We start from the raw sequence: 20109 nt of genomic DNA on the forward strand, positions 1-20109 counted from the left end.
TTATGATTGAAGGCGTCTTACAATGGAAACGCCGTTAATATTTTTAAGTTTTTTGAAAGTTTCTTCCAGCTGACCCTTGTTTTTTACTTCAAGGTTGATATTTCCTGTAAAAACTCCGTTGTTCGATTCAATAGACATGCTTTTCATATCCATTCCCATACTTCCACTGATGACAGCAGTAATATCATTAATCATTCCCATCCTGTCTAGCCCTTCAATTTCGATCTTCACTCTGTCTTTGAAGCTTTCTGCATTCACCCATTTGGCAGGGATCACACGGTAATCGTATTGGGCTCTCAGGTTGATGGCATTTGGACAGTTGTCACTGTGCACTTTGATTCCGTCAGAAATGGTAATAAATCCGAAAATTTTGTCACCGGGAATTACTGTACAGCATTTTGCGTAGCTGTAGTTCAGTTTTTCTTCATCCTTACCAAAAACAATCATGTCCAGATTTTGCTCTTTCGGCTCTTCGAAATGTAGATTTTTTGTCGGAGATTTTCTGAATCTTGAAAGTAAATTATTGAATACATTTTTACTTTCAATATATTTTCTTAAGCTGCTTACATCCAGTTCATTACTTTGGAATTTAAGGAAGAGCTCCTGTGATGATTTTAAATTAAAGAATTTTTGAAGTTTATTGATTTCTTCATCATTAAAGTTGATCTTCGCATGGCGCAGTTTTCTTTGTAAAATTTCTTTTCCATCTTCTACCAGCTGGTTTTTCTGGGAATTCAGGTAACTTTTAATCTTGGATTTGGCCTTGGAAGTCACTACAAATTCCAGCCAGTCAGATTTTGGTTTCTGATTTTGTGAAGAAAGGATATCTACCTGATCACCGTTTTGAAGGGTGTAAGAAATCGGAACCAGTTTCCCATTAATCTTAGCTCCCAGGCATTTCATCCCTAAATCCGAGTGAACGGAAAAAGCAAAATCCAAAGCGGTCGCATTAGTCGGAAGAATCTTGATTTCTCCTTTTGGCGTAAATACAAATACCTCTTTAGAATATAAATTAAGCTTAATATTATCCAAAAGTTCAGAAGTAGAAAGGTTCTGCTGCTGTTCCAGCACATCGCGGATCTCCGTTACCCATTTTTCAAAATTCCTGTCATCGGAGCTTTGTTTATAGCCCTCTTTGTATTTGTAGTGGGCAGCAACTCCTTTTTCAGCAATTTCATCCATCCTTTCTGAACGGATCTGCACTTCGATCCATTTTTTATCAGGCCCCAGAACAGTCAAATGTAAACTTTCGTAGCCCGTGGAACGCGGTTGTGTAATCCAGTCCCGCATTCTTGACGGATTACTGTGGTATACATCGGTAACGATAGAATAAATCTTCCAGGCCAGGAATTTTTCGTTTTTGGCATCAGATTTATAAATAATTCTGATCGCATAGTTATCAAAAACCTCTTCAAAAGAAACCCCCTGCTTCAGCATTTTCCTGTAAATAGAGGAGATTGCTTTCGCACGGCCTTTGATAGTGAAATTTAGACCTTCTTCCTTGAGTCTTTCTGAAACCTCGGTCTTGAATTCTTCAATATATCTTTCACGGTTTTCCTTAGCCAGTTCCAGCTTTTCTGTAATTTCGTTATATACCTCCGGATTGTTGTACTTTAATGAAAGATCTTCCAGCTCAGATTTAATGTTATATAAACCTAAACGGTGGGCCATTGGAGCATAAATATAAACTGTTTCTGAAGCTATTTTTTTCTGCTTATCCGGAGCCATGCTTTCCAGGGTCCGCATATTGTGAAGACGGTCCGCAATTTTAATCAGAATTACCCTGAAATCTTCAGACAGTGTCAGTAAAAGTTTTCTGTAATTTTCAGACTGTACAGAGATGTTCTGATGGTTCATGATGGATATTTTGGTCAATCCATTCACGATACCTGCGATTTTTTCTCCAAAGATTTTCTTCAGATCTTCATAGGTATAATCGGAATCTTCAATAACGTCATGAAGAAGAGCACAGGCAATGGAGGTAGCTCCCAGGCCTATTTCAGTCGCTACAATTTTAGCAACGGCAATAGGGTGGTAGATATAAGGTTCTCCGGATTTTCTCCTTTGATCTTTATGGGCATCCAATGCAATGTCGAAGGCTTTTCGAATGAGTTTGTTGTTTTCCTCATCCAAAGTCCTGTAGGTGTTAGAAATCAGATCTTTATATCTCGCAAGGATTTCTTTATTCTCTTGTTCTAAGTCGTAACTCATTTGTGTAAATACCTATATTTAGACGAAAATACGAAAAATTTTACGTTTTTCAAGCATAAAAAATCCGTAGAATATTTCTACGGATTCCCGGTTACTAGGTTTTATGTTGATTAGAACTTCACTTCAGAATTCATACCGTCACTTGACATTTTGAACTTAATGTCAGGACTGTTATGAATTTCAGCCCTGTTTCTTGCATCTATATATTTTTTTATAGTATCGTAATGGGCCTGATCGATGCTCATATTTTCAAACAAATACGTCTTTAAGACAATGTGCTGGTCGAAAATATTCCGGGCGCTGTCTGTCTGGCTGCTATCTTTCACCGCCACACTTGCCAGATATTGTGCGTGATTATTTTCATTGTTAAGGTATATGATATAATCCGAATTTTCGAATCCTGAGTTTTCCAGATCATTTTCCAGTTTTTTGTAATCGCTGTTGTGCTCAAATAGCCCAGCTAATATATTTGACATAATTAATGGGTTTTAAAGTTGTTATTAAAGTTAGTAATAATTTTCCGATTTATTTGAATAAAAATCAATAAAATTTATCTATTATTATTTTATCTATAAAACATTGTTAAAATATTTGAGGATATCTATTGAACGCGTGTTTAATATTGTGATTGAAATAATGAAATAGCTCAGGGTAATTAAAAAAAACGCAAGGCTCGCCAAGTTCACCCCTTGGTATGTTTTTTATTTTCGATCGCAAAGGCACTTCGTTCAGCAATGTGATGCATTCTTAGCTAAATGTCATGGCTTTGCGATCTTTTTTACAGTAATTTTTTTGTAAAACTCTTAGCGTTTCTCTGCGTTTAGAAATAAAATATAAATAACCTGAAAAGTTTAAGGTAAGCAATATAAAAAGAGACCGGTTCGATGGTTGAAACGGTCTCTCTATTTATGTTCTGAAAGTAATTAAATTCTTTCATTCTTAATTTCCTCTACAATCTCCGGGTTCAGTAAAGTACTGATGTCTCCGAAATTGCTGAAGTCACCTTCTGCAATTTTTCTCAGTATTCTACGCATAATTTTTCCGGAACGGGTTTTAGGAAGTCCTGAAACGAATTGTATCTTATCGAGCTTGGCAATAGGCCCAATCTGATCTGAAATCAATTGGTTGATTTCTTTCTTAAGGTTTTCCTTATCACGGCCTTCTCCTGTTTCTTTAAGGGTTACATACCCATAAAGTGCATTTCCTTTGATATCATGCGGATACCCTACTATTGCTGATTCTGCAACGGCAGGATGCTGGTTGATACTGTCTTCAATCGGTGCTGTTCCCAAATTATGGCCGGAAACAATGATCACATCATCCACACGGCCTGTAATTCTGTAATATCCCACCTCATCTCTCAAAGCACCATCTCCGGTAAAATATTTTCCGGGGAAAGCTGTAAAATAAGTTTCTTTATACCTTTGGTGGTCTCCCCAGATTGTTCTTGCGATTCCCGGCCATGGAAAGCGTATGCAGAGGTTTCCTGTCACCTGATTTCCTGTAATTTCGTTGCGCTTGTCGTCCATTAAAACCGGCTGTATTCCAGGTAAAGGAAGAGTAGCATACGTAGGTTTTGTAGGAGTTACAAATGGAAGAGGCGAAATCATAATTCCTCCTGTTTCAGTTTGCCACCAGGTATCCACAATCGGACATTTTTTCTTTCCAACATGATCATTAAACCAGTGCCATGCTTCATCATTAATAGGTTCACCTACAGAGCCTATTACTTTTAAAGAGCTTAAATCATGCTTGTCTACCCATTCTGCACTTTCTTTGGCTAAAGAACGGATAGCTGTAGGGGCGGTATAGAACTGGGTGATCTTATGTTTTTCAATCACTTCCCAGAAACGGTCCGGTTCAGGGTAGGTGGGAACTCCTTCAAAGATAACGGTAGTGGCTCCGTTTAACAGCGGTCCGTAAAGAATATAAGAATGTCCTGTGATCCATCCAATATCTGCTGTACACCAGTAAATATCATTTTCTTTATAGTTGAATACATTTTTAAAAGTATAGGCGGTGTATACCATATAACCGGCGCAGGTATGAAGCATTCCTTTTGGCTTTCCTGTAGATCCGGAAGTATAAAGAATGAAAAGAGGATCTTCGGAATCCATAATGACAGTCACGAAATCAGGAGATGCTTTTTCGTACAGGTCGGCCAGCCAATGATCTCTGCCGTCCTTCATTTTAATCTCGTTATGGGTTCTCTTTACTACCAGTACATTCTCTACAGTTGGAGTTTTTTCCAATGCTTCATCTACAATGCTTTTTAAATCCAAAACTTTATTCCCTCTGTAGCTTCCATCCGAAGTAATAACCATTTTAGCGCCACAGTCATTCACCCTTGAGGCCACAGCAGAAGCAGAGAATCCAGCGAAAATAACAGAATGAACAGCTCCTAATTTGGCGCAGGCCAGCATGGTAACCGCTAATTCAGGAATCATAGGAAGGTAAATACAGACTCTGTCTCCTTTTTCAATTCCCATATCCCGTAAAACATTGGCTGTTTTATTGACTTTGGTGTAGAGTTCATTATAAGATATATGCTGTGCTTCTTCTTTAGGATCATTAGGTTCCCAGATTATAGCTGTTTTGTCTCCTCTTACGGCAAGATGTCTGTCTATGCAGTTTTTAGTGATATTGAGTTTGGCATTTTTGAACCATGTGATCTTAGCTTCATTCATATCGTACTTAACAACCTTGCTCCATCGCTGATACCACACGAAGTTTTGATCAGCTACCTTGTCCCAGAATTTTTTAGGATTTTTGATAGACTTTTTATAATCTTCAAAATATTGTGGTAAATCTTCTATTAAGTAATTTCTCATATCCCTTTCGTTTTTTTGAAATTTTATTATACTTTAAATTTATGTTTAAATTATCGTTTAAGCTTTATAAGCCTCAATTTTTTCCTGAATTTCTTCAATAATTTTCTCATCGTCAATGGTAGATGGAATCTGAAAATCTTTCCCGTCAAGCAATGTTCTGATAAGCTTTCTTAAAATCTTTCCAGATCGTGTTTTGGGTAATCGCTTGACCACCATAGCGTTCTTTAAAAAGGCAACCGCACCAATCTTTTCACGAACCATTCGGATGATTTCTTTTTCTATTTCTTCTTCTGATACCGCTGTTCCGTTTTTTAAAACCACTGTTGCAAAAGGAATCTGACCCTTTAAATCATCGTCAATGCCCACGACGGCACATTCTGCTACATCGGGATGGGAGGAAACAATTTCTTCCATTTCCGAAGTAGAAAGCCTGTGTCCGGCAACATTGATTACATCATCCACTCTTCCGGTAATAAAAATGTAACCGTCTTCATCCTGGATAGCGCCGTCTCCCGAAAAATAATAACCGCTGTATTGGGATAAATAACTGTCCTCAAAGCGTTCATGATCTTTCCATATTCCGAGTAAAGCACCCGGAGGAAGGGGAAGCTTGATTACAAGGTAGCCTTCATGATGTGGGCCAAGTTCCAATCCGTTTTCATCAAAAATTTTAATATCATATCCCGGAATAGGTTTTCCTGCAGAAGCTCTTTTGATGGTGTACTGATCTGAGGTCAGTAATCCCAGCATAGGCCATCCTGATTCTGTTTGCCACCAATGATCAATGGCCGGAACTCCTATATGCTCTGCAAACCAGTCCAGTGTTGCTACGTCACAGCGCTCACCTGCTAAAAACTGTTTTTTAAAATGGGAAAGATCATATTTTTTGACTAATTCCCCATTGGGGTCTTCTTTCTTGATAGCTCTGATAGCGGTAGGAGCCGTAAACATAGCGGAAACCTTATATTCTGAAATAATCCTCCAGAAAGTTCCTGCATCAGGTGTCATGATGGGTTTTCCTTCAAAAATAATAGTCGTATTTCTATTGATTAGCGGCCCATACACAGAGAAACTATGCCCAACGGCCCATCCGAAATCCGAGGCTGCCCAGTAGGTTTCTCCCGGTTCAACTCCATACACATATTTCATAGAGAATTGTAGGGCTGTAGCATAGCCCCCGGTATCACGGACGATCCCTTTAGGTTTTCCCGTAGTTCCGGATGTATAAAGAAGGTAAAGAGGGTGGGTAGATTCCACTGAAATACAATCAGCCGGTGCTGACTTCTGTACAAGCTCTTCATAATCAGTCAATCCGTCAAACATTTCATGCTGATTATCCACTAGTTTTCTATTGTAAACGATAATATGTTCCACTTTATCCTGTGCCAGTTCAATTGCTTTTTCTACCAGAGGAAGATAAGGGATTCTTTTAGCGATTTCTATGCCTGCTGTTGCGGTGATTAGCACTTTAGGTTTGCAGTCGTCAATTCTTACCACCAATTCATGAGGGGCAAAACCCCCGAAAACCACATTATGAATGACCCCAATTCTTGCACAAGCCAGCATGGCAAAAAGAGTTTGTGGAATCATGGGCATGTAGATTACTGCAGTGTCTCTTTTTTTTAATCCTAAAGAAGATAATCCTCCTGCAAGCTTTGAAATTTCTTCCTTGGCCTGGTTGAAAGTATAGGTTTTCTTTACACCTGTTACGGGTGAATCATAAACAATGGCATCCTGATCCCCAAAACCATCTTCAATATGCCTGTCAATGCATAAATAACACATATTGAGTTTTCCGTCAGAAAACCATTGAGGATAGCCGTTACTATCTTTTGAAAGGATCTTTTGCGGGAACTCAAACCATTGTATTTCTGCGGCCTGGTCTTTCCAGAAGCTTTCTTTATCTTCTATGCTTTGTTTAAATAACGTATCTGTTTTCATAAGAATAGTCGTGTGTTTGGTTTAATACGCTTGTCAAGGTTTTAAACCTTGACAAGCGTAAGTAGTCGTTTTAGTGTGATCTAAAGGTGAAACAGTCCCTTCTTTTCATCTCATGTCTCTTATCTCTTATCTGAAATCCGGCATCTCACCTCTATCCAAACATTTCCTCAATCTGCTGCATCAGTTTCTTAATCGAATAAGGTTTCGTTACATAGGCGTCAGCTCCCATTTCAAGACCTTTTTCAATGTCTCTCGGGTTATTTTTGGCGCTGAGAAAGATGACTTTTGTGTCTTTCATTTTGTCATCCTGTTTGATGAGATCCAGCGTGCTGTATCCATCAAGGTTCGGCATCATGATATCGAGAAGAATCACATCGGGAATCATTGTCTTTAAAAATTCCAGAACTTCTGTTCCGTCGCGTGCAATATAGACGTCATATCCGTTTTTCTTAAAGCTGTATTCCAGCGACATTAATATTTTGTGTTCGTCATCTGCAATGATTATCTTTTTCATAGGTGCTTTTTAAGAATGTTCAACTTCATTTTTAATCTCTTTTATTATCTCGGGAATGCTGATGGTGAAAGTGACACCAAGTCCGCTGTTTTCAGCTTTGATACTTCCGCCGTGAGCCTGTACAATTTTTTTAGAAATAGCGAGCCCAAGTCCGCTTCCCGTAGGCTTTAAAATATTCTGGTTTTTGGATTGATAAAACTTGTCAAAGATCATTTCCAGGTCTTCCTCAGGAATATGTTTTCCTGTGTTGAAAATAGAAATGATTAACTGGTCTTCCTTTTCAAAAAGTTTGGTTTGTATAGTACCTTGTTCATCAGTGAATTTCAATGCATTTCCCCAAATATTCTGAAAAAGCTGGATCATCCTTGCTTCATCATATTCAAATATAAACTGATTCAGAAGATTTACTTCACTTAAATGAATATTTTTCTGCTGTATCAGATGGAGGAGAGGGTTCAATGCTTTTTTATAAGTCTCGATGATGTTATTTTCCTGAATACTTAGCAGGATTTCTCCATGTTGTAGCTTATCAAGATAAAGAATATCGTTGATGATTTCACTTAATCTGTCAGATTCTGTGATGATATTATTTAAAAACTCCTGTTTGATATCAAAAGGGATATCGTCGTCATCCGCTAAAATCTCTCCGGCGGAACGGATAGCTGTAATCGGAGTTCTCAGTTCATGGGCAACAGAATCCAGAAAATCGTCTTTCTGGCGGTCTTTGACAATCAGGCTTTCGTTGGCGGTACGCAGATCATCAGAAAGTTTCTGGAGTTCCTCAGACTGCTCTGTCAATTTTTTATTTAAGCTGATGTTTTCCTGGGATTCCTCCAGAATATTCAATACCTCTTTTAGAGATATTTTATCTTCTTTGGTTACACCTTCAATCAAAATTTTTGCTGACGCAGTGCCTATTCTTCCTGCTAAAAGATTTTCCGAGAATTTAATAAACCTTGAGTCTGCCGTTTCTGTATTAGAATCGATATTGTATTTCAGGTTGAAAATCCTTAGAGCCTGCTCTGTTTTACTTTTACCTAAAAACCTTTCGAGGATATTCTGAATGTCGGAAATATAGGCTGTTCCCCGCCATATAAAAGCGTTTTCGTGATTTTGAATATATTTGTCGATATCTACATACAGTTCCGCAAAGTTTCTTTCTCTGTAATTCCCTTTGGTGCTCACTGAAATAATGGTGAATAAGCCTGTATTTACCAAAATTGACCAGAAAAAAATCTGTGGAATTCTTCCTAAATAAGGGATGGTGAAAAAACCGAAAGCATCATACATATCTCTCAATACACCTTTGAACTCCTGGTTGTACGAAAAATAATATTGAGGAATAATCAATCCGAAATAACAGATTGCCAATCCGGCGATAAGCCCAATGACAGCACCTTTATAGCTCCCTCTTCTCCAGAATAGAGCACCAAAAAATGAAGGTGCCAGCTGGCCGATCACTACAAATGAAATTAAGCCTACAGAATCAAGAGAGGTCTTCAGTATAAAATATTTATAGAAGGCAAAAGCCATGATAATCAGTGCGAAAATGCTGAATTTCCTGATGTTGGTAATATTTCTTGTATTCTGCTCTTCACTTTCGGATTTGAACTTTCCAAGCAAGCCATAAGGAATGATCAGGTTATTGGATAACATGATGGATAAAGTAATGGCTGAGATAATGATCATTGAAATGCAGGAGCTTAACCCGCCAAGGAAAACCAAGACCGTAATCAATGTGTTGTCAAAATGTTGTGGAATTAAAATAGAGTAGAACTCCGGATTTACTTTCTGTCCATCAAAAATCAACCTTCCGCCCCAGGCGATTGGGAAGATAAATACAGTGAAAATCAACAGGTAAAGAGGGAAAAACCAAATAGCCGTTTTAATGTGTTTTTCCTGTCTGTTCTCTACAATAGCAGTATGGAATTGTCTGGGCAAAATACAGATGGCTGTAGCGGAAATCATGCACAGAAGCATCCAGTTCATAGCGCCCTCAGTTCCGTTGAATGTATTTTTTTCTTTAAAATCTTTAAACTGGCTTGCCTTCTGATAGATATCTGAAAAACCATCAAATACATAATAAATGACAAAAAATCCAAGAATGATAATGAAGAATAATTTTAAAAAACTTTCCAGGGCAATGGCTGAAATAATTCCCAGCCTTTTTTCTGAGGCATCTACGTATCTTGTTCCGTAATATGAGGCAAATAAAGCAATTAAAACAACCACAAAAGTAGCGTTGTCCGTAAGGATGTCTTTTGACATCGGTGTTTCTGTAACCAAATGGAAGGTCTCGGAAATCGCTTTAATCTGCAGTCCGATATAAGGAACAATACCAAGAAGGCACACTATTGTAATAATAGCACTGAAGCTTCTGCTGTTTCCATATCGCAATGAAATAAAATCTGCAAGACTGCTGATTTTATTGACTCTTGAAATCCTTACAATTCGTGTATTGATATAAATCCACGCAGGAATAATCATGATGGGACCGATGTAGATCGGTAAATAGTTTAATCCGCTTGTAGCTGCTACACCAATACTTCCATAGTAAGTCCATGCCGTACAGTATACAGCAAGAGACAAAGCATAAATGTAAGGATTGTTGATCCAGATCTTGCTTTTCTTCTTCTCTGCCAGATAGGCAACTAAGAACAAAAGGGCCAGATAAAACAAGACTACAAAAAATAAAGCGAAACTACTCATCATACTTTTTTACGATTACAAAAGATATCACGATGGAAATCATCCAGACCGTAAACAGGTAGATCAGAATCATAGGGTAGCCCAAAACACTTTTCTCACTGTTGAAAATCAATGAAATGGGAATGCTGAAAGCAATCATCAGCCCGATGCTTAAGATAATAAGTTTCTGTTCGTGTCTTTTTTTCATAAATGATGATTGATAAAAGATAATTGATGAATGCTGCATCCATCAATTATCCATATTATTTTTTAAATTTTGTCGTCCGAATATTCTCCCGTTAACGCATAATAACCGAAAACGGCCATTCCACCCGAGACAATGGGCATCAGTACAAACAAAATGATGATGCCGAAAACCAGGTCTTCCTGTTTTCCGGAAGTGATTTTGGGAATTCCCATTACCGTGGTTCCGAAATATCCTACGATCACAGCAATTGCGATCCAGAGAATGCCTAATATTTTTTTTAGTCCGTTCATTTTAATAGTTTTAAAATTAATAAAAATTTGAGTGATTCCATGCCTAATCGTGAAGATTATTGTTCTTATTTTTAAGATAAATTAATCCGATGAACAGACAGACTGCTGCCACTCCGATGGGATACCACAGTCCTTCAAGATACCATGTTGCATGCCCTGCTTCTTTTCCTGTAGTCACCAGATACGTGGCAACTGCCGGAAGAAGGCCTCCAAATACCCCATTTCCAATATGATACGGCAGAGACATGGAAGTATAGCGGATTCTTACAGGGAACATTTCCACAAGGAATGCGGCAATAGGCCCATAAACCATGGTTACAAATATCACCTGAATAAACACAAGGAAGACCAGGTACCATTTCGTGTCATCACTTAATTTTACGGTTTGAGAAACTTTTGCTTCCTCAGCTTTTCCGTCTTTCATAACCGGACCGTTTGGCGACCAGTGAACAATACTGTCTTTTTTAACCAAAGTTCCGTCTGTAAAAAGGGTCTCTTTATGAATGGTAACCAAGCTGTCTGTAGCAATATCATTATGGATTTTGGCCGTTCTTTTTTCTGTAATTCCATTAGCCGCTACTGTTTTATTTTCAAGATTTACGCTTTTAAACATGCTGTCGTATATTGGTCTGTATGCTAAAATAGCGACAAGCATTCCGGTCATCATGACTGCTTTTCGGCCTATTTTATCAGAGAGCCAACCGAAAAATACAAAGAAAGGAGTTCCTAAAAGCAAGGCTGTTGCCATCAGTAAATCTACCTGGGAAGATTCCACATTCATTACCTTTTGTAAAAAGCTCATAGCATAGAACTGCCCGGTGTACCAGATGACCCCTTGTCCCATTGCAGCTCCAAATAAGGCAAGCAGAACAAATTTGAAGTTAAACTTATTGCCAAAACTTTCTTTTAAAGGATTTTTGGACGTTTTTCCCTCGCTCTTGGCCTTGGCAAAAAGCGGAGATTCTTTCATATTTTTTCTGATGATATAAGAAACCCCAACCATGAGAATAGAAATCCAGAAAGGAACCCTCCATCCCCAAGTGTCGAAATCTTCAGGAGAAAGAGTTTTTCTTGTGATCAAAATAACAATTAAAGAAATGAAAAGTCCGGCAGTAGCTGTAGTTTGGATCCATGAAGTCCAGTAACCTCTTCGATGAGGCTGTGCATATTCTGCGACATACGTTGCTGCACCTCCATATTCACCTCCAAGCGCTAAACCCTGTAGTAGTCTTAAGATTAAAACTAAAACCGGAGCCATAAATCCAATGGTTTCATAACTTGGGATACATCCGATAAGGAAAGTGGAAAACCCCATAATCAGTAAAGTTACCAGGAAGGTATATTTTCTTCCGATAAGATCTCCCAGTCTTCCGAAGAATAAAGCACCGAAAGGCCTTACCACAAATCCGGCAGCAAATGTTGCCAATGTAGATAAAAAGGCAGCGGTGGGATTATCTGCAGGGAAAAATTTTGTTGCTAAAACGATGGCTAAACTTCCGAAAATGTAAAAGTCATACCATTCTATCAGGGTTCCAAGGGATGAGGCGGTAATAACGCTCCATATGGTGCGGTTTTTCTGCCTGTCGGTCATATTTTCGTAGCTTTCGTAGTGCTTTTCGCTCATATTGATTAGTTTTTGATGTTAGTAGAAAATGATAATAATTCAGTGAAATTTTTTATCAGGTTATATTGTTTTCATTGCCTTAATGCTGTACTGTGTTGGCGGTGGATTATAGATAAATCTGAAACTGTACAATGAACTCACCTTTTGAAGAAGGACTTTCCGTGGGGCTTGTATAGACCGGTCGTGTTGAATACTGTGTGGTGATTTTTGCATGATGACCATCGATAAACCAGTTGGCTCCAACATCAAACTGGGAGGAAGACTTGTCAAATGCTTCAAAACTTTTGTGTGTGTAAGCTGCAAAAGGCTGTATTCTGATTTTTGGTTTCTCAGCCTGGCTGGGTAAAAGTAAACCAGCCTGAGCGTAGATAATATTACCTGTTCCAATAGTAGGCTGTAAGTTTCCCGGTCCTGCAATGGCTTTGTTACCTATAAAATTGGGGTCTGTGGCGGCAATGTTCATTGTTCCCAGATTTCTTATATAATTGGGTCCGAAATTGTAGTTGTAATATCCGGCATACGCAGAAACGGCCATTTTATTTTTGGCTTCTCCCAATGGAATATCTGCAAAAGCATCTACAGCGAAAAGAGTGATATCGTGTTTCTCAATATTAGAATTAACGGAAGTTCTTGTTCCGTCTGCCTGATGATAAAACCCAGCCCCTACATTGAAAACTTTCTTTGTTCCCAGATAAGAACCTACTTTGAAAGGTAGTGTATTGGACTCTTCATCAAGGAATTGATATTCAAGATAACCTGCCTTTGAAAAACTTGGATTTCCATTATTATCTACCGCTACAGCTCTCGCAGGATCAGTGACATTCACTGGTGTCAGATCTGTTGCAAAAGGTTTATTTAAGCTGAGGCGATATTCCAGTTTTCCATATTTTCCCTTGGCAAACATTCCAAGCTGTCTGGCAAACTGGTCTGAATTGTCAATCAGAGGCCATGAAAAAACAGGGGAGTCTACAGTCAGGAAATTAAGGGTAGAAGCCATCGTCATTCGGGAAAGTCCCATATAGTAATGGAGCCCTGCCCCTAAAGATAAACTGAATTTTCCCGCTTCTCCAGGTAAAATAACTGCATATTCATTCCAGGCATCATGGAAAAACAGCTGGGTTTTCTTTCCGTTTCCGTAACCTCCTGTTCCTGAAGTTCCTGTTGCACCTCCGTTGATGAAGGTCTGATTGTTAATTCCGAAATGAAGGAGGATCATATATCTTTTGGAGATCTGAGCATACGTTAAAGCCCGTAATCTTCTGTTTCCTATGCTCCAGGAATTGTCTGTGGGTTCACTTCCCACCATACTCCCGGGGTTCATAGAGGTGTTTCTTAACCAGAGCTGGTCCCATAAAATAAATCTGATGAACTTGTCTCCGTCCGGGTTGAGGTTGACTTTTAATCCGCTGCCGTAATCAGGAGAACCTTGCGAGTATAAAGAACTGCTGATTAAGGCTACTCCAATGAATGTAAGTAATTTCTTCATAAATTATCAATTTTTGGCGTTGTTTTTTGTGAATGCCAAATTGGAATTAATAATTTATTTATAAAAATTTAATATATATTAGTGGTAATGATATAGTTTTTTTTGGTAAAAGGCTGACGGTTATGAGTTATGAGTTATGAGTTAAGGGTTAAGGGTTAAGGGTTATTAGTTAGGGGGGTAGGTGTTTATTGAAATGTAATAATTTGTAAATCAATAAATTTAGGGTCTCAAGTCTCCTGTTTAATACCTGATGTCTTTATTCTTGGTTCTTGGTTCTTGGTTCTCTTCTCTTCTCTTCTCTTCTCTACTTCTTAAATCTCTCCCATTTGATCAGCATGTACTTATCGGCAAACTGGGTGATGATAATTCCGGAGTTTTTAATGTTTTCTTCCTGGGCAATGTATTCAATTAATTCATTCTGTTTTAATATTTTATAAACAGGATGGAATTCAGAATGGGGAGGTCTGGTAATATTGTATTTTTTGATCCATGAGCTGATCGTAACATGGGAAACCCCGATAATTCTTTCGATTTCACGGTAGCTTAGACCTTCCAGGTAGAGCTGTAAAGCTTTGGTTACATAGTAGTCGTCAATCTGCTTTCCCAGTTTTTTAACCGTGAAATAATACTTGCAGTTCTTACAGTGGAACCGTTGTTTTTCATTGATGATCCCGCTTTTAACTATTTTATTACTACTGCATTTAGGACATGTATTTTCCATAGCTATACTTTTTTAGCAAATATATAATAAATTAGCAAATATATAATTTCTGATAAAGATAATTTTACCTGTATAATTTTTTAAAACAAAAAAATTATCTTTTTTATTTGGTTTTTATAGAAATTATATTTTAAATTTGCCAAAAAAATTAGATAAATAAATGGAAATAGAAATTTCCTCATGCGAACATCTAATGTATGTGAGTGAAATACAGCAGGAAATGTATGATTCTGCACAGCGCAGAGGAACGGGTATCGCAAAACGTTCCATCGAATATTTAAGTAAAAAGATTTCAGATGGCAATGCTGTGGTAGCTACTGAAAACGGCGAGTGGGTGGGTTTCTGCTATATAGAGACCTGGTCGCATGGGAAGTTTGTTGCCAACTCAGGATTAATTGTATCTCCGAAATTCAGGAATGGAGGAGTAGCGACGCAGATCAAACATAGAGTGTTCCAGTTATCTAGAGAAAAGTATCCGGAAGCTAAAGTATTTGGGCTGACTACAGGTCTGGCGGTAATGAAAATAAATAGTGATTTAGGATACAAACCGGTTATCTATTCTGAACTGACTCAGGATGAGGAATTTTGGAGCGGTTGTAAAAATTGTGTCAATTACGAAATTTTAATGAAAAAGGAACGTAAAAACTGCCTGTGTACGGCAATGTTGTTTGTTCCGGAAAATATAACAAAAAATGAGGCTGTGAATGATCAGCCTAACAATAAATATGATGAAATAAACCAAACGGGATTGGGGTATTCTGCTCAAAATTCTCCTGGTGAATTTCATCTGGCCATTAACAAAAATAAAAAGAATTCAGATGAAAAAGAAGGTCATCTTAGCGTTTAGCGGAGGTTTAGATACTTCCTACTGTGCGAAATATCTTAATGAAACACTGGGGTATGATGTATATGCAGTAACTGTAAACACCGGAGGTTTTTCTAAAGAAGAAGAAAAGGAACTGGAGAAAAAAGCCCTTAATCTAGGGGTGAAAGCATACAGGTGCGTAGATGCTCAGGAAGATTATTATAATTCTTGTGTGAAGTATTTGATTTTTGGGAATGTATTGAAAAATAATACCTATCCTCTTTCTGTAAGTGCTGAGCGCACTATTCAGGCACAGGAGATTGCAAAATATGCAATTGAAGTTGAGGCAGATGCTATTGCTCATGGAAGTACAGGGGCCGGAAATGATCAGGTTCGTTTTGATTTGATATTTCAGGTAATGTGTCCAGATGTGGAGATCATTACCCCGATCCGGGATATGGCTTTATCCCGTGAAGAGGAGATTGAGTTTTTGAAAAGCCATGGCTATGAAATGGAGTTTCATAAAGCGCAATATTCAGTGAATAAAGGCCTTTGGGGAACTTCTGTAGGAGGAAAGGAGACTTTGACATCAAGAAATTACCTGCCGGAAGAAGCATTTCCTTCCCAAATTCAGGAAACTCAGGCTTCAGAACTGGAGATCGAATTTAAAAACGGAGAAGTGGTTGCTGTGAATGGGGAGAGTTTTGAACATTCCGTATATGCTATTCAGAAAATAGAAAAATTAGCTTCTGTGTATGGTATCGGCCGGGATATCCATGTTGGGGATACTATTGTAGGGATAAAAGGAAGAGTAGGTTTTGAAGCAGCAGCAGCTTCAGTAATTATTAAAGCACACCATTTATTGGAAAAGCATACCCTTTCAAAATACCAGCAGATGATGAAATCTCAATTGTCCGATTGGTATGGAAACTGGCTTCATGAAGCATTGTTTTTAGACCCTGTGATGAGAAATATTGAATCTTTCTTAGTAGATTCTCAAAAAACAGTAAGTGGAAAGGTATTTGTAACCCTTCATCCTTACAGATTTGTTTTAAATGGAATTGAATCTGTTCACGATTTAATGTCTGATCAATTTGGAAGCTATGGAGAAGCGAACAGAGCTTGGACAGGAGAAGATGTAAAAGGGTATACAAAAATTGTAAGCAACTCTTTAAATATATACCACCAAATTAACCAAAATATCAACAACTAGTTCCGAAGGAACGATTTAACCCAAGATAGGATGTAGTCCTATTAGTTTGAATATGAAGAAAACAGTAGGAATTGTAGGAGCCAACGGCTATACAGGAAGTGAGTTGATACGCTTACTGGCTTTTCATCCCCATGTGACATTGAGTTTTTTATATAGTCGTTCGAATTCGGGAACAAGAATATCGGATTTGTACCCGGATTTGACGACGGTTTGCGAACAGGTTTTAACAGATCAGCCTGAAGAGGTGGATATTCTTTTTCTGTGTCTTCCCCATAAGGAAAGCCAGAATTGGTTAACCCAGAATCCTGTGAAAGAGGAGACTTTGGTGATTGATCTGGGAAATGACTTCCGTTTGCAAGGAGATTTCGGAAACAGAGATTTTATCTACGGATTGCCTGAAATCAATAAAAAACAACTGTCAGGGTCAAAGAGTATTGCCAATCCGGGATGTTTTGCAACCGCGATTCAGTTAGCTCTTTTACCATTAGCTGAAAAAGAATTGCTGGATGAGGTTTTTACAACAGGAATTACAGGATCTACAGGAGCAGGGCAGTCTTTACAGGCGACTACGCATTTTACCTGGAGAAACGATAATGTCTCTTCTTACAAAACTTTATCTCATCAGCATGTAGATGAAATTTTACAACAAATAGTTTTGTTTAATCATAAAGAGGTCAGCCTGAATTTTGTACCATGGAGAGGGGATTTTGCAAGAGGAATTTTTACAAGTTCTACGGTAAAAACAGATTGGGGACTTTCTGACCTCTATCAGTTGTATCAGGATTTTTATGCAGGAGAGCCTTTTGTAAAGGTAAGTGAAAAAGCAATTGATTTAAAACAAGTTGTCAATACCAATCGCTGTGTGATTCAGATCGAAAAATGTGGAAATGTAGTAGTGATCCACTCAGCGATTGACAATTTGTTGAAAGGCGCTTCAGGACAGGCAGTACAGAATATGAATATTGCCATGGGCTGGGAAGAAAATGAAGGACTGAATCTGAAGCCGATAGCTTTTTAATGTACAATGCATAAAGTACAATGTATAATGTTACAAAGTAAAATGTATTAATGAGGTGGCAGATCCTATTAACTCTCAACCATCAACTAACAACTAGCAACAAAAAATGAATTTATTTAACGTATATCCATTATTTAATATAAACCCGGTTAAAGCTCAGGGATCTTTCCTTTGGGATGATAAGGGAGAACAATATCTTGACTTTTACGGAGGTCATGCGGTAATTTCCATTGGACATAATCATCCTCATTATCAGACAAAACTAAAAGAGCAGTTAGAGAAAATTTCTTTTTATTCTAATTCTGTTCAGAATGAATTGCAGACTGAGCTGGCAGAGAAACTTGGGAAGCTTTCAGGCTATGAAGATTACAGTCTTTTTTTATGTAATTCCGGAGCTGAGGCGAATGAGAATGCCTTAAAACTAGCTTCTTTTCACAATGGAAAAAGCAAAGTGCTTTACTTCTCCGGATCATTTCACGGAAGAACTTCTGCAGCGGTTTCTGTAACCGATAATCCCAAAATTGTGGCACCGGTTAACTTTTCAGAACGATTTATCAAATCGGAATGGAATGATATCGAACAGCTTGAAAAGACTTTTGAAGTATCTGGAAATGAAATCTCTTCTGTAATTATCGAAGGAATTCAGGGTGTGGGAGGAATTATGATTCCAACGGCGGAGTTTCTATCTAAAATTAAAGAATTGTGTGATAAGTATGACAGTGTTTTGATTTTAGATGAGGTACAATCCGGATACGGAAGAAGCGGATATTTCTTTGCGCATCAGGAATTCGGAATACAACCGGATATGATTACCACAGCAAAAGGAATGGGGAACGGTTTTCCGGTGGGAGGTGTTTTAATTCATCCTAAATTTCAGACAAGCTATGGTTTGTTGGGAACAACATTTGGCGGAAATCACCTGGCTTGTGCAGCGTCTATTGCAGTTCTGGATGTTATGAAGGAGGAAAACCTTATCGAAAATGCTCAGCAAATGGGCGAATATATTGAAAATGAAATTAAGGATTTACCACATATTAAATCAATCCGAAGGAAAGGACTGATGATCGGAATAGAACTCGACAGGGACTGTTCGGAAATAAGGAAAAGCCTGCTGTATGATCATCATATTTTTACAGGAAACTCAAATGATAAAAGTGTTTTAAGGATTCTTCCGGCACTTACTATCAAAGAAGAGGAAACCGACCTTTTCATCAATGCTTTGAAAATAGTATTGGAAAAAATTTAAACAAAACTGCAGAGAGCAAAATTGCAAAAAGCCTAAGATCCAAATTATAATGCAAGTTTGTCATTCCGTAGGAATCTAGGCGAAATAGTCAAAACTTGAATTGAAAATATGTTAACCACAAAAGTCACAAAAGACTTAACACTTTAGTGATTTTAAGTAACAACTAAGCGTTAATAAGAACATTTAAGTTCTTTGAAAATCTTTGATTTTCATCTTATGTAAACTTTAATGTTTTCAAGGTGTTAAACTTTTTAAAATTAAGTGTTTAAATAAAAAACTTTTGTGTCTTTTGTGGTTTAAGTTATCACAATTAATAGGTCAATCAATTTTTAAAACATTCATTCAATGAAGAATTTTACCGCTGTAAGTGATGTTGAAAACTTACAGGAAATCATAAAAAAAGCTTTAGAGATAAAAGCAAACCCGCTTTCAGAAACAGAAAAAGGAAAGGGGAAAACTATAGGACTTGTATTTTTAAACTCAAGTTTAAGAACCCGTTTGAGCAGCCAGATTGCAGCGCAAAATTTAGGGTTAAATGTTTTGACACTGAATGCAGCACAGGAAGCATGGAATCTTGAATTTGCTGATGGAGCGGTAATGAACGGAGATACAGTGGAGCATATCAAAGATGCTATTGAGGTATTAAATCAATATTGCGATATTATTGCTGTGCGTTGTTTTGCAGGAATGAAAAGCAAAGAAGATGATGTCAATGAAAGTATTTTAAGCCAGTTTCAGCAGCATGCAAAAGTTCCTGTTATCTCTTTGGAATCAGCAACCCGTCATCCGTTGCAAAGTTTGGCAGACTGTATTACCATCACCGAAAACTGGAAAAAAGATCATAAACCAAAAGTAGTGCTTACATGGGCTCCGCATATCAAACCCATTGCTCAGGCTGTAGGAAACTCTTTTGCAGAATGGATGCAGGAAATGGATGTTGAATTGGTGATTGCAAATCCTGAAGGCTATGATCTGGATAAAAATTTCACAAAAGATGTAAAAGTAATCCATGATCAGAATGAAGCATTAAAGGATGCTGATTTTATCTATGTGAAAAACTGGTCTTCTTTTGATGATTATGCAGCCATGCCGGAAGTACAGGAAGATTGGATGCTGACGAATGAAAAACTGGCGAATACCAATCAGGCAAAAGTAATGCACTGTCTCCCTGTTCGCCGTAATGTAGAGCTGAGTGATGAAGTGATGGACGGAGAGCATTCTATTATCTACCAACAGGCAAAGAACCGTATTTTCTCGGCGCAGGCAGTATTCAGCGAAATTTTAGATGAATTAAAAGCCAAATAATCCTTGTC

Annotated in this window: 16 protein-coding genes; 5 read left to right on the plus strand and 11 right to left on the minus strand. The window is 37.9% G+C overall.

Annotation, left to right across the window (positions count from 1 at the left end; translation table 11 throughout):
• The 11 genes from MP477_RS15190 to MP477_RS15240 all read right to left on the minus strand — a co-directional run bounded on the left by MP477_RS15190 (position 1) and on the right by MP477_RS15240 (position 14514).
• Positions 1-2211 carry a bifunctional (p)ppGpp synthetase/guanosine-3',5'-bis(diphosphate) 3'-pyrophosphohydrolase gene (locus MP477_RS15190; protein ID WP_257191059.1) on the minus strand — a complete coding sequence of 737 codons (2211 nt, stop codon included), beginning with the start codon at positions 2209-2211 and terminating at the stop codon, positions 1-3.
• Between the two features lie 110 nt (positions 2212-2321).
• Entirely contained in the window at positions 2322-2687 is a 366-nt protein-coding gene (locus MP477_RS15195; RefSeq protein ID WP_230034751.1) for a hypothetical protein, read from the minus strand.
• A gap of 447 nt (positions 2688-3134) precedes the next feature.
• On the minus strand, positions 3135-5042 hold the full coding sequence (gene acs, locus MP477_RS15200) for an acetate--CoA ligase (protein WP_257191060.1): 1908 nt from the start codon (positions 5040-5042) through the stop codon (positions 3135-3137).
• A 57-nt stretch (positions 5043-5099) separates the two neighbouring features.
• Entirely contained in the window at positions 5100-6983 is a 1884-nt protein-coding gene (locus MP477_RS15205) for an AMP-binding protein (protein ID WP_257191061.1), read from the minus strand.
• A 151-nt stretch (positions 6984-7134) separates the two neighbouring features.
• Positions 7135-7497, minus strand: a complete 363-nt coding sequence (locus MP477_RS15210; RefSeq protein WP_257191062.1) for a response regulator transcription factor — start codon at positions 7495-7497, stop codon at positions 7135-7137.
• A 9-nt stretch (positions 7498-7506) separates the two neighbouring features.
• Positions 7507-10206, minus strand: a complete 2700-nt coding sequence (locus tag MP477_RS15215) for an ATP-binding protein (RefSeq protein WP_257191127.1) — start codon at positions 10204-10206, stop codon at positions 7507-7509.
• Positions 10199-10393 carry a hypothetical protein gene (locus MP477_RS15220; protein ID WP_257191063.1) on the minus strand — a complete coding sequence of 65 codons (195 nt, stop codon included), beginning with the start codon at positions 10391-10393 and terminating at the stop codon, positions 10199-10201. The genes MP477_RS15215 and MP477_RS15220 overlap by 8 nt, the downstream gene beginning before the upstream one ends.
• A gap of 62 nt (positions 10394-10455) precedes the next feature.
• Positions 10456-10683 (minus strand): DUF6814 family protein, encoded by a 228-nt coding sequence (locus MP477_RS15225; RefSeq protein ID WP_047485203.1) that lies wholly within the window; start codon positions 10681-10683, stop codon positions 10456-10458.
• A gap of 43 nt (positions 10684-10726) precedes the next feature.
• A complete protein-coding gene (locus tag MP477_RS15230; protein ID WP_257191064.1) occupies positions 10727-12307 on the minus strand; it encodes an MFS transporter in 1581 nt (526 codons plus the stop codon).
• A gap of 106 nt (positions 12308-12413) precedes the next feature.
• Positions 12414-13793, minus strand: a complete 1380-nt coding sequence (locus tag MP477_RS15235) for a porin (RefSeq protein ID WP_257191065.1) — start codon at positions 13791-13793, stop codon at positions 12414-12416.
• 304 nt (positions 13794-14097) lie between these two features.
• A complete protein-coding gene (locus MP477_RS15240) occupies positions 14098-14514 on the minus strand; it encodes a helix-turn-helix domain-containing protein (RefSeq protein WP_257191066.1) in 417 nt (138 codons plus the stop codon).
• Between the two features lie 160 nt (positions 14515-14674).
• Between MP477_RS15240 and MP477_RS15245 the strand changes: the two genes are divergently transcribed.
• From MP477_RS15245 to MP477_RS15265, 5 genes are all read left to right on the plus strand, one after another.
• The gene (locus tag MP477_RS15245) at positions 14675-15361 is read left to right on the plus strand and encodes a GNAT family N-acetyltransferase (protein WP_257191067.1); all 687 of its coding nucleotides are present in this window, start codon (positions 14675-14677) and stop codon (positions 15359-15361) included.
• On the plus strand, positions 15333-16532 hold the full coding sequence (locus tag MP477_RS15250; RefSeq protein ID WP_257191068.1) for an argininosuccinate synthase: 1200 nt from the start codon (positions 15333-15335) through the stop codon (positions 16530-16532). Before MP477_RS15245 ends, MP477_RS15250 begins: the two co-directional genes overlap by 29 nt.
• Positions 16533-16584: 52 nt before the next feature.
• Positions 16585-17550: an N-acetyl-gamma-glutamyl-phosphate reductase gene (gene argC, locus MP477_RS15255; RefSeq protein ID WP_257191069.1), complete on the plus strand. Its 966-nt coding sequence runs from the start codon at positions 16585-16587 to the stop codon at positions 17548-17550.
• A gap of 106 nt (positions 17551-17656) precedes the next feature.
• On the plus strand, positions 17657-18796 hold the full coding sequence (locus MP477_RS15260) for an aspartate aminotransferase family protein (RefSeq protein WP_257191070.1): 1140 nt from the start codon (positions 17657-17659) through the stop codon (positions 18794-18796).
• 345 nt (positions 18797-19141) lie between these two features.
• Positions 19142-20101, plus strand: a complete 960-nt coding sequence (locus tag MP477_RS15265; protein WP_257191071.1) for an N-acetylornithine carbamoyltransferase — start codon at positions 19142-19144, stop codon at positions 20099-20101.
• Positions 20102-20109: the final 8 nt, after the last annotated feature.

Source organism: Chryseobacterium sp. WG23, assembly GCF_024586575.1.
Taxonomy (GTDB): domain Bacteria; phylum Bacteroidota; class Bacteroidia; order Flavobacteriales; family Weeksellaceae; genus Chryseobacterium.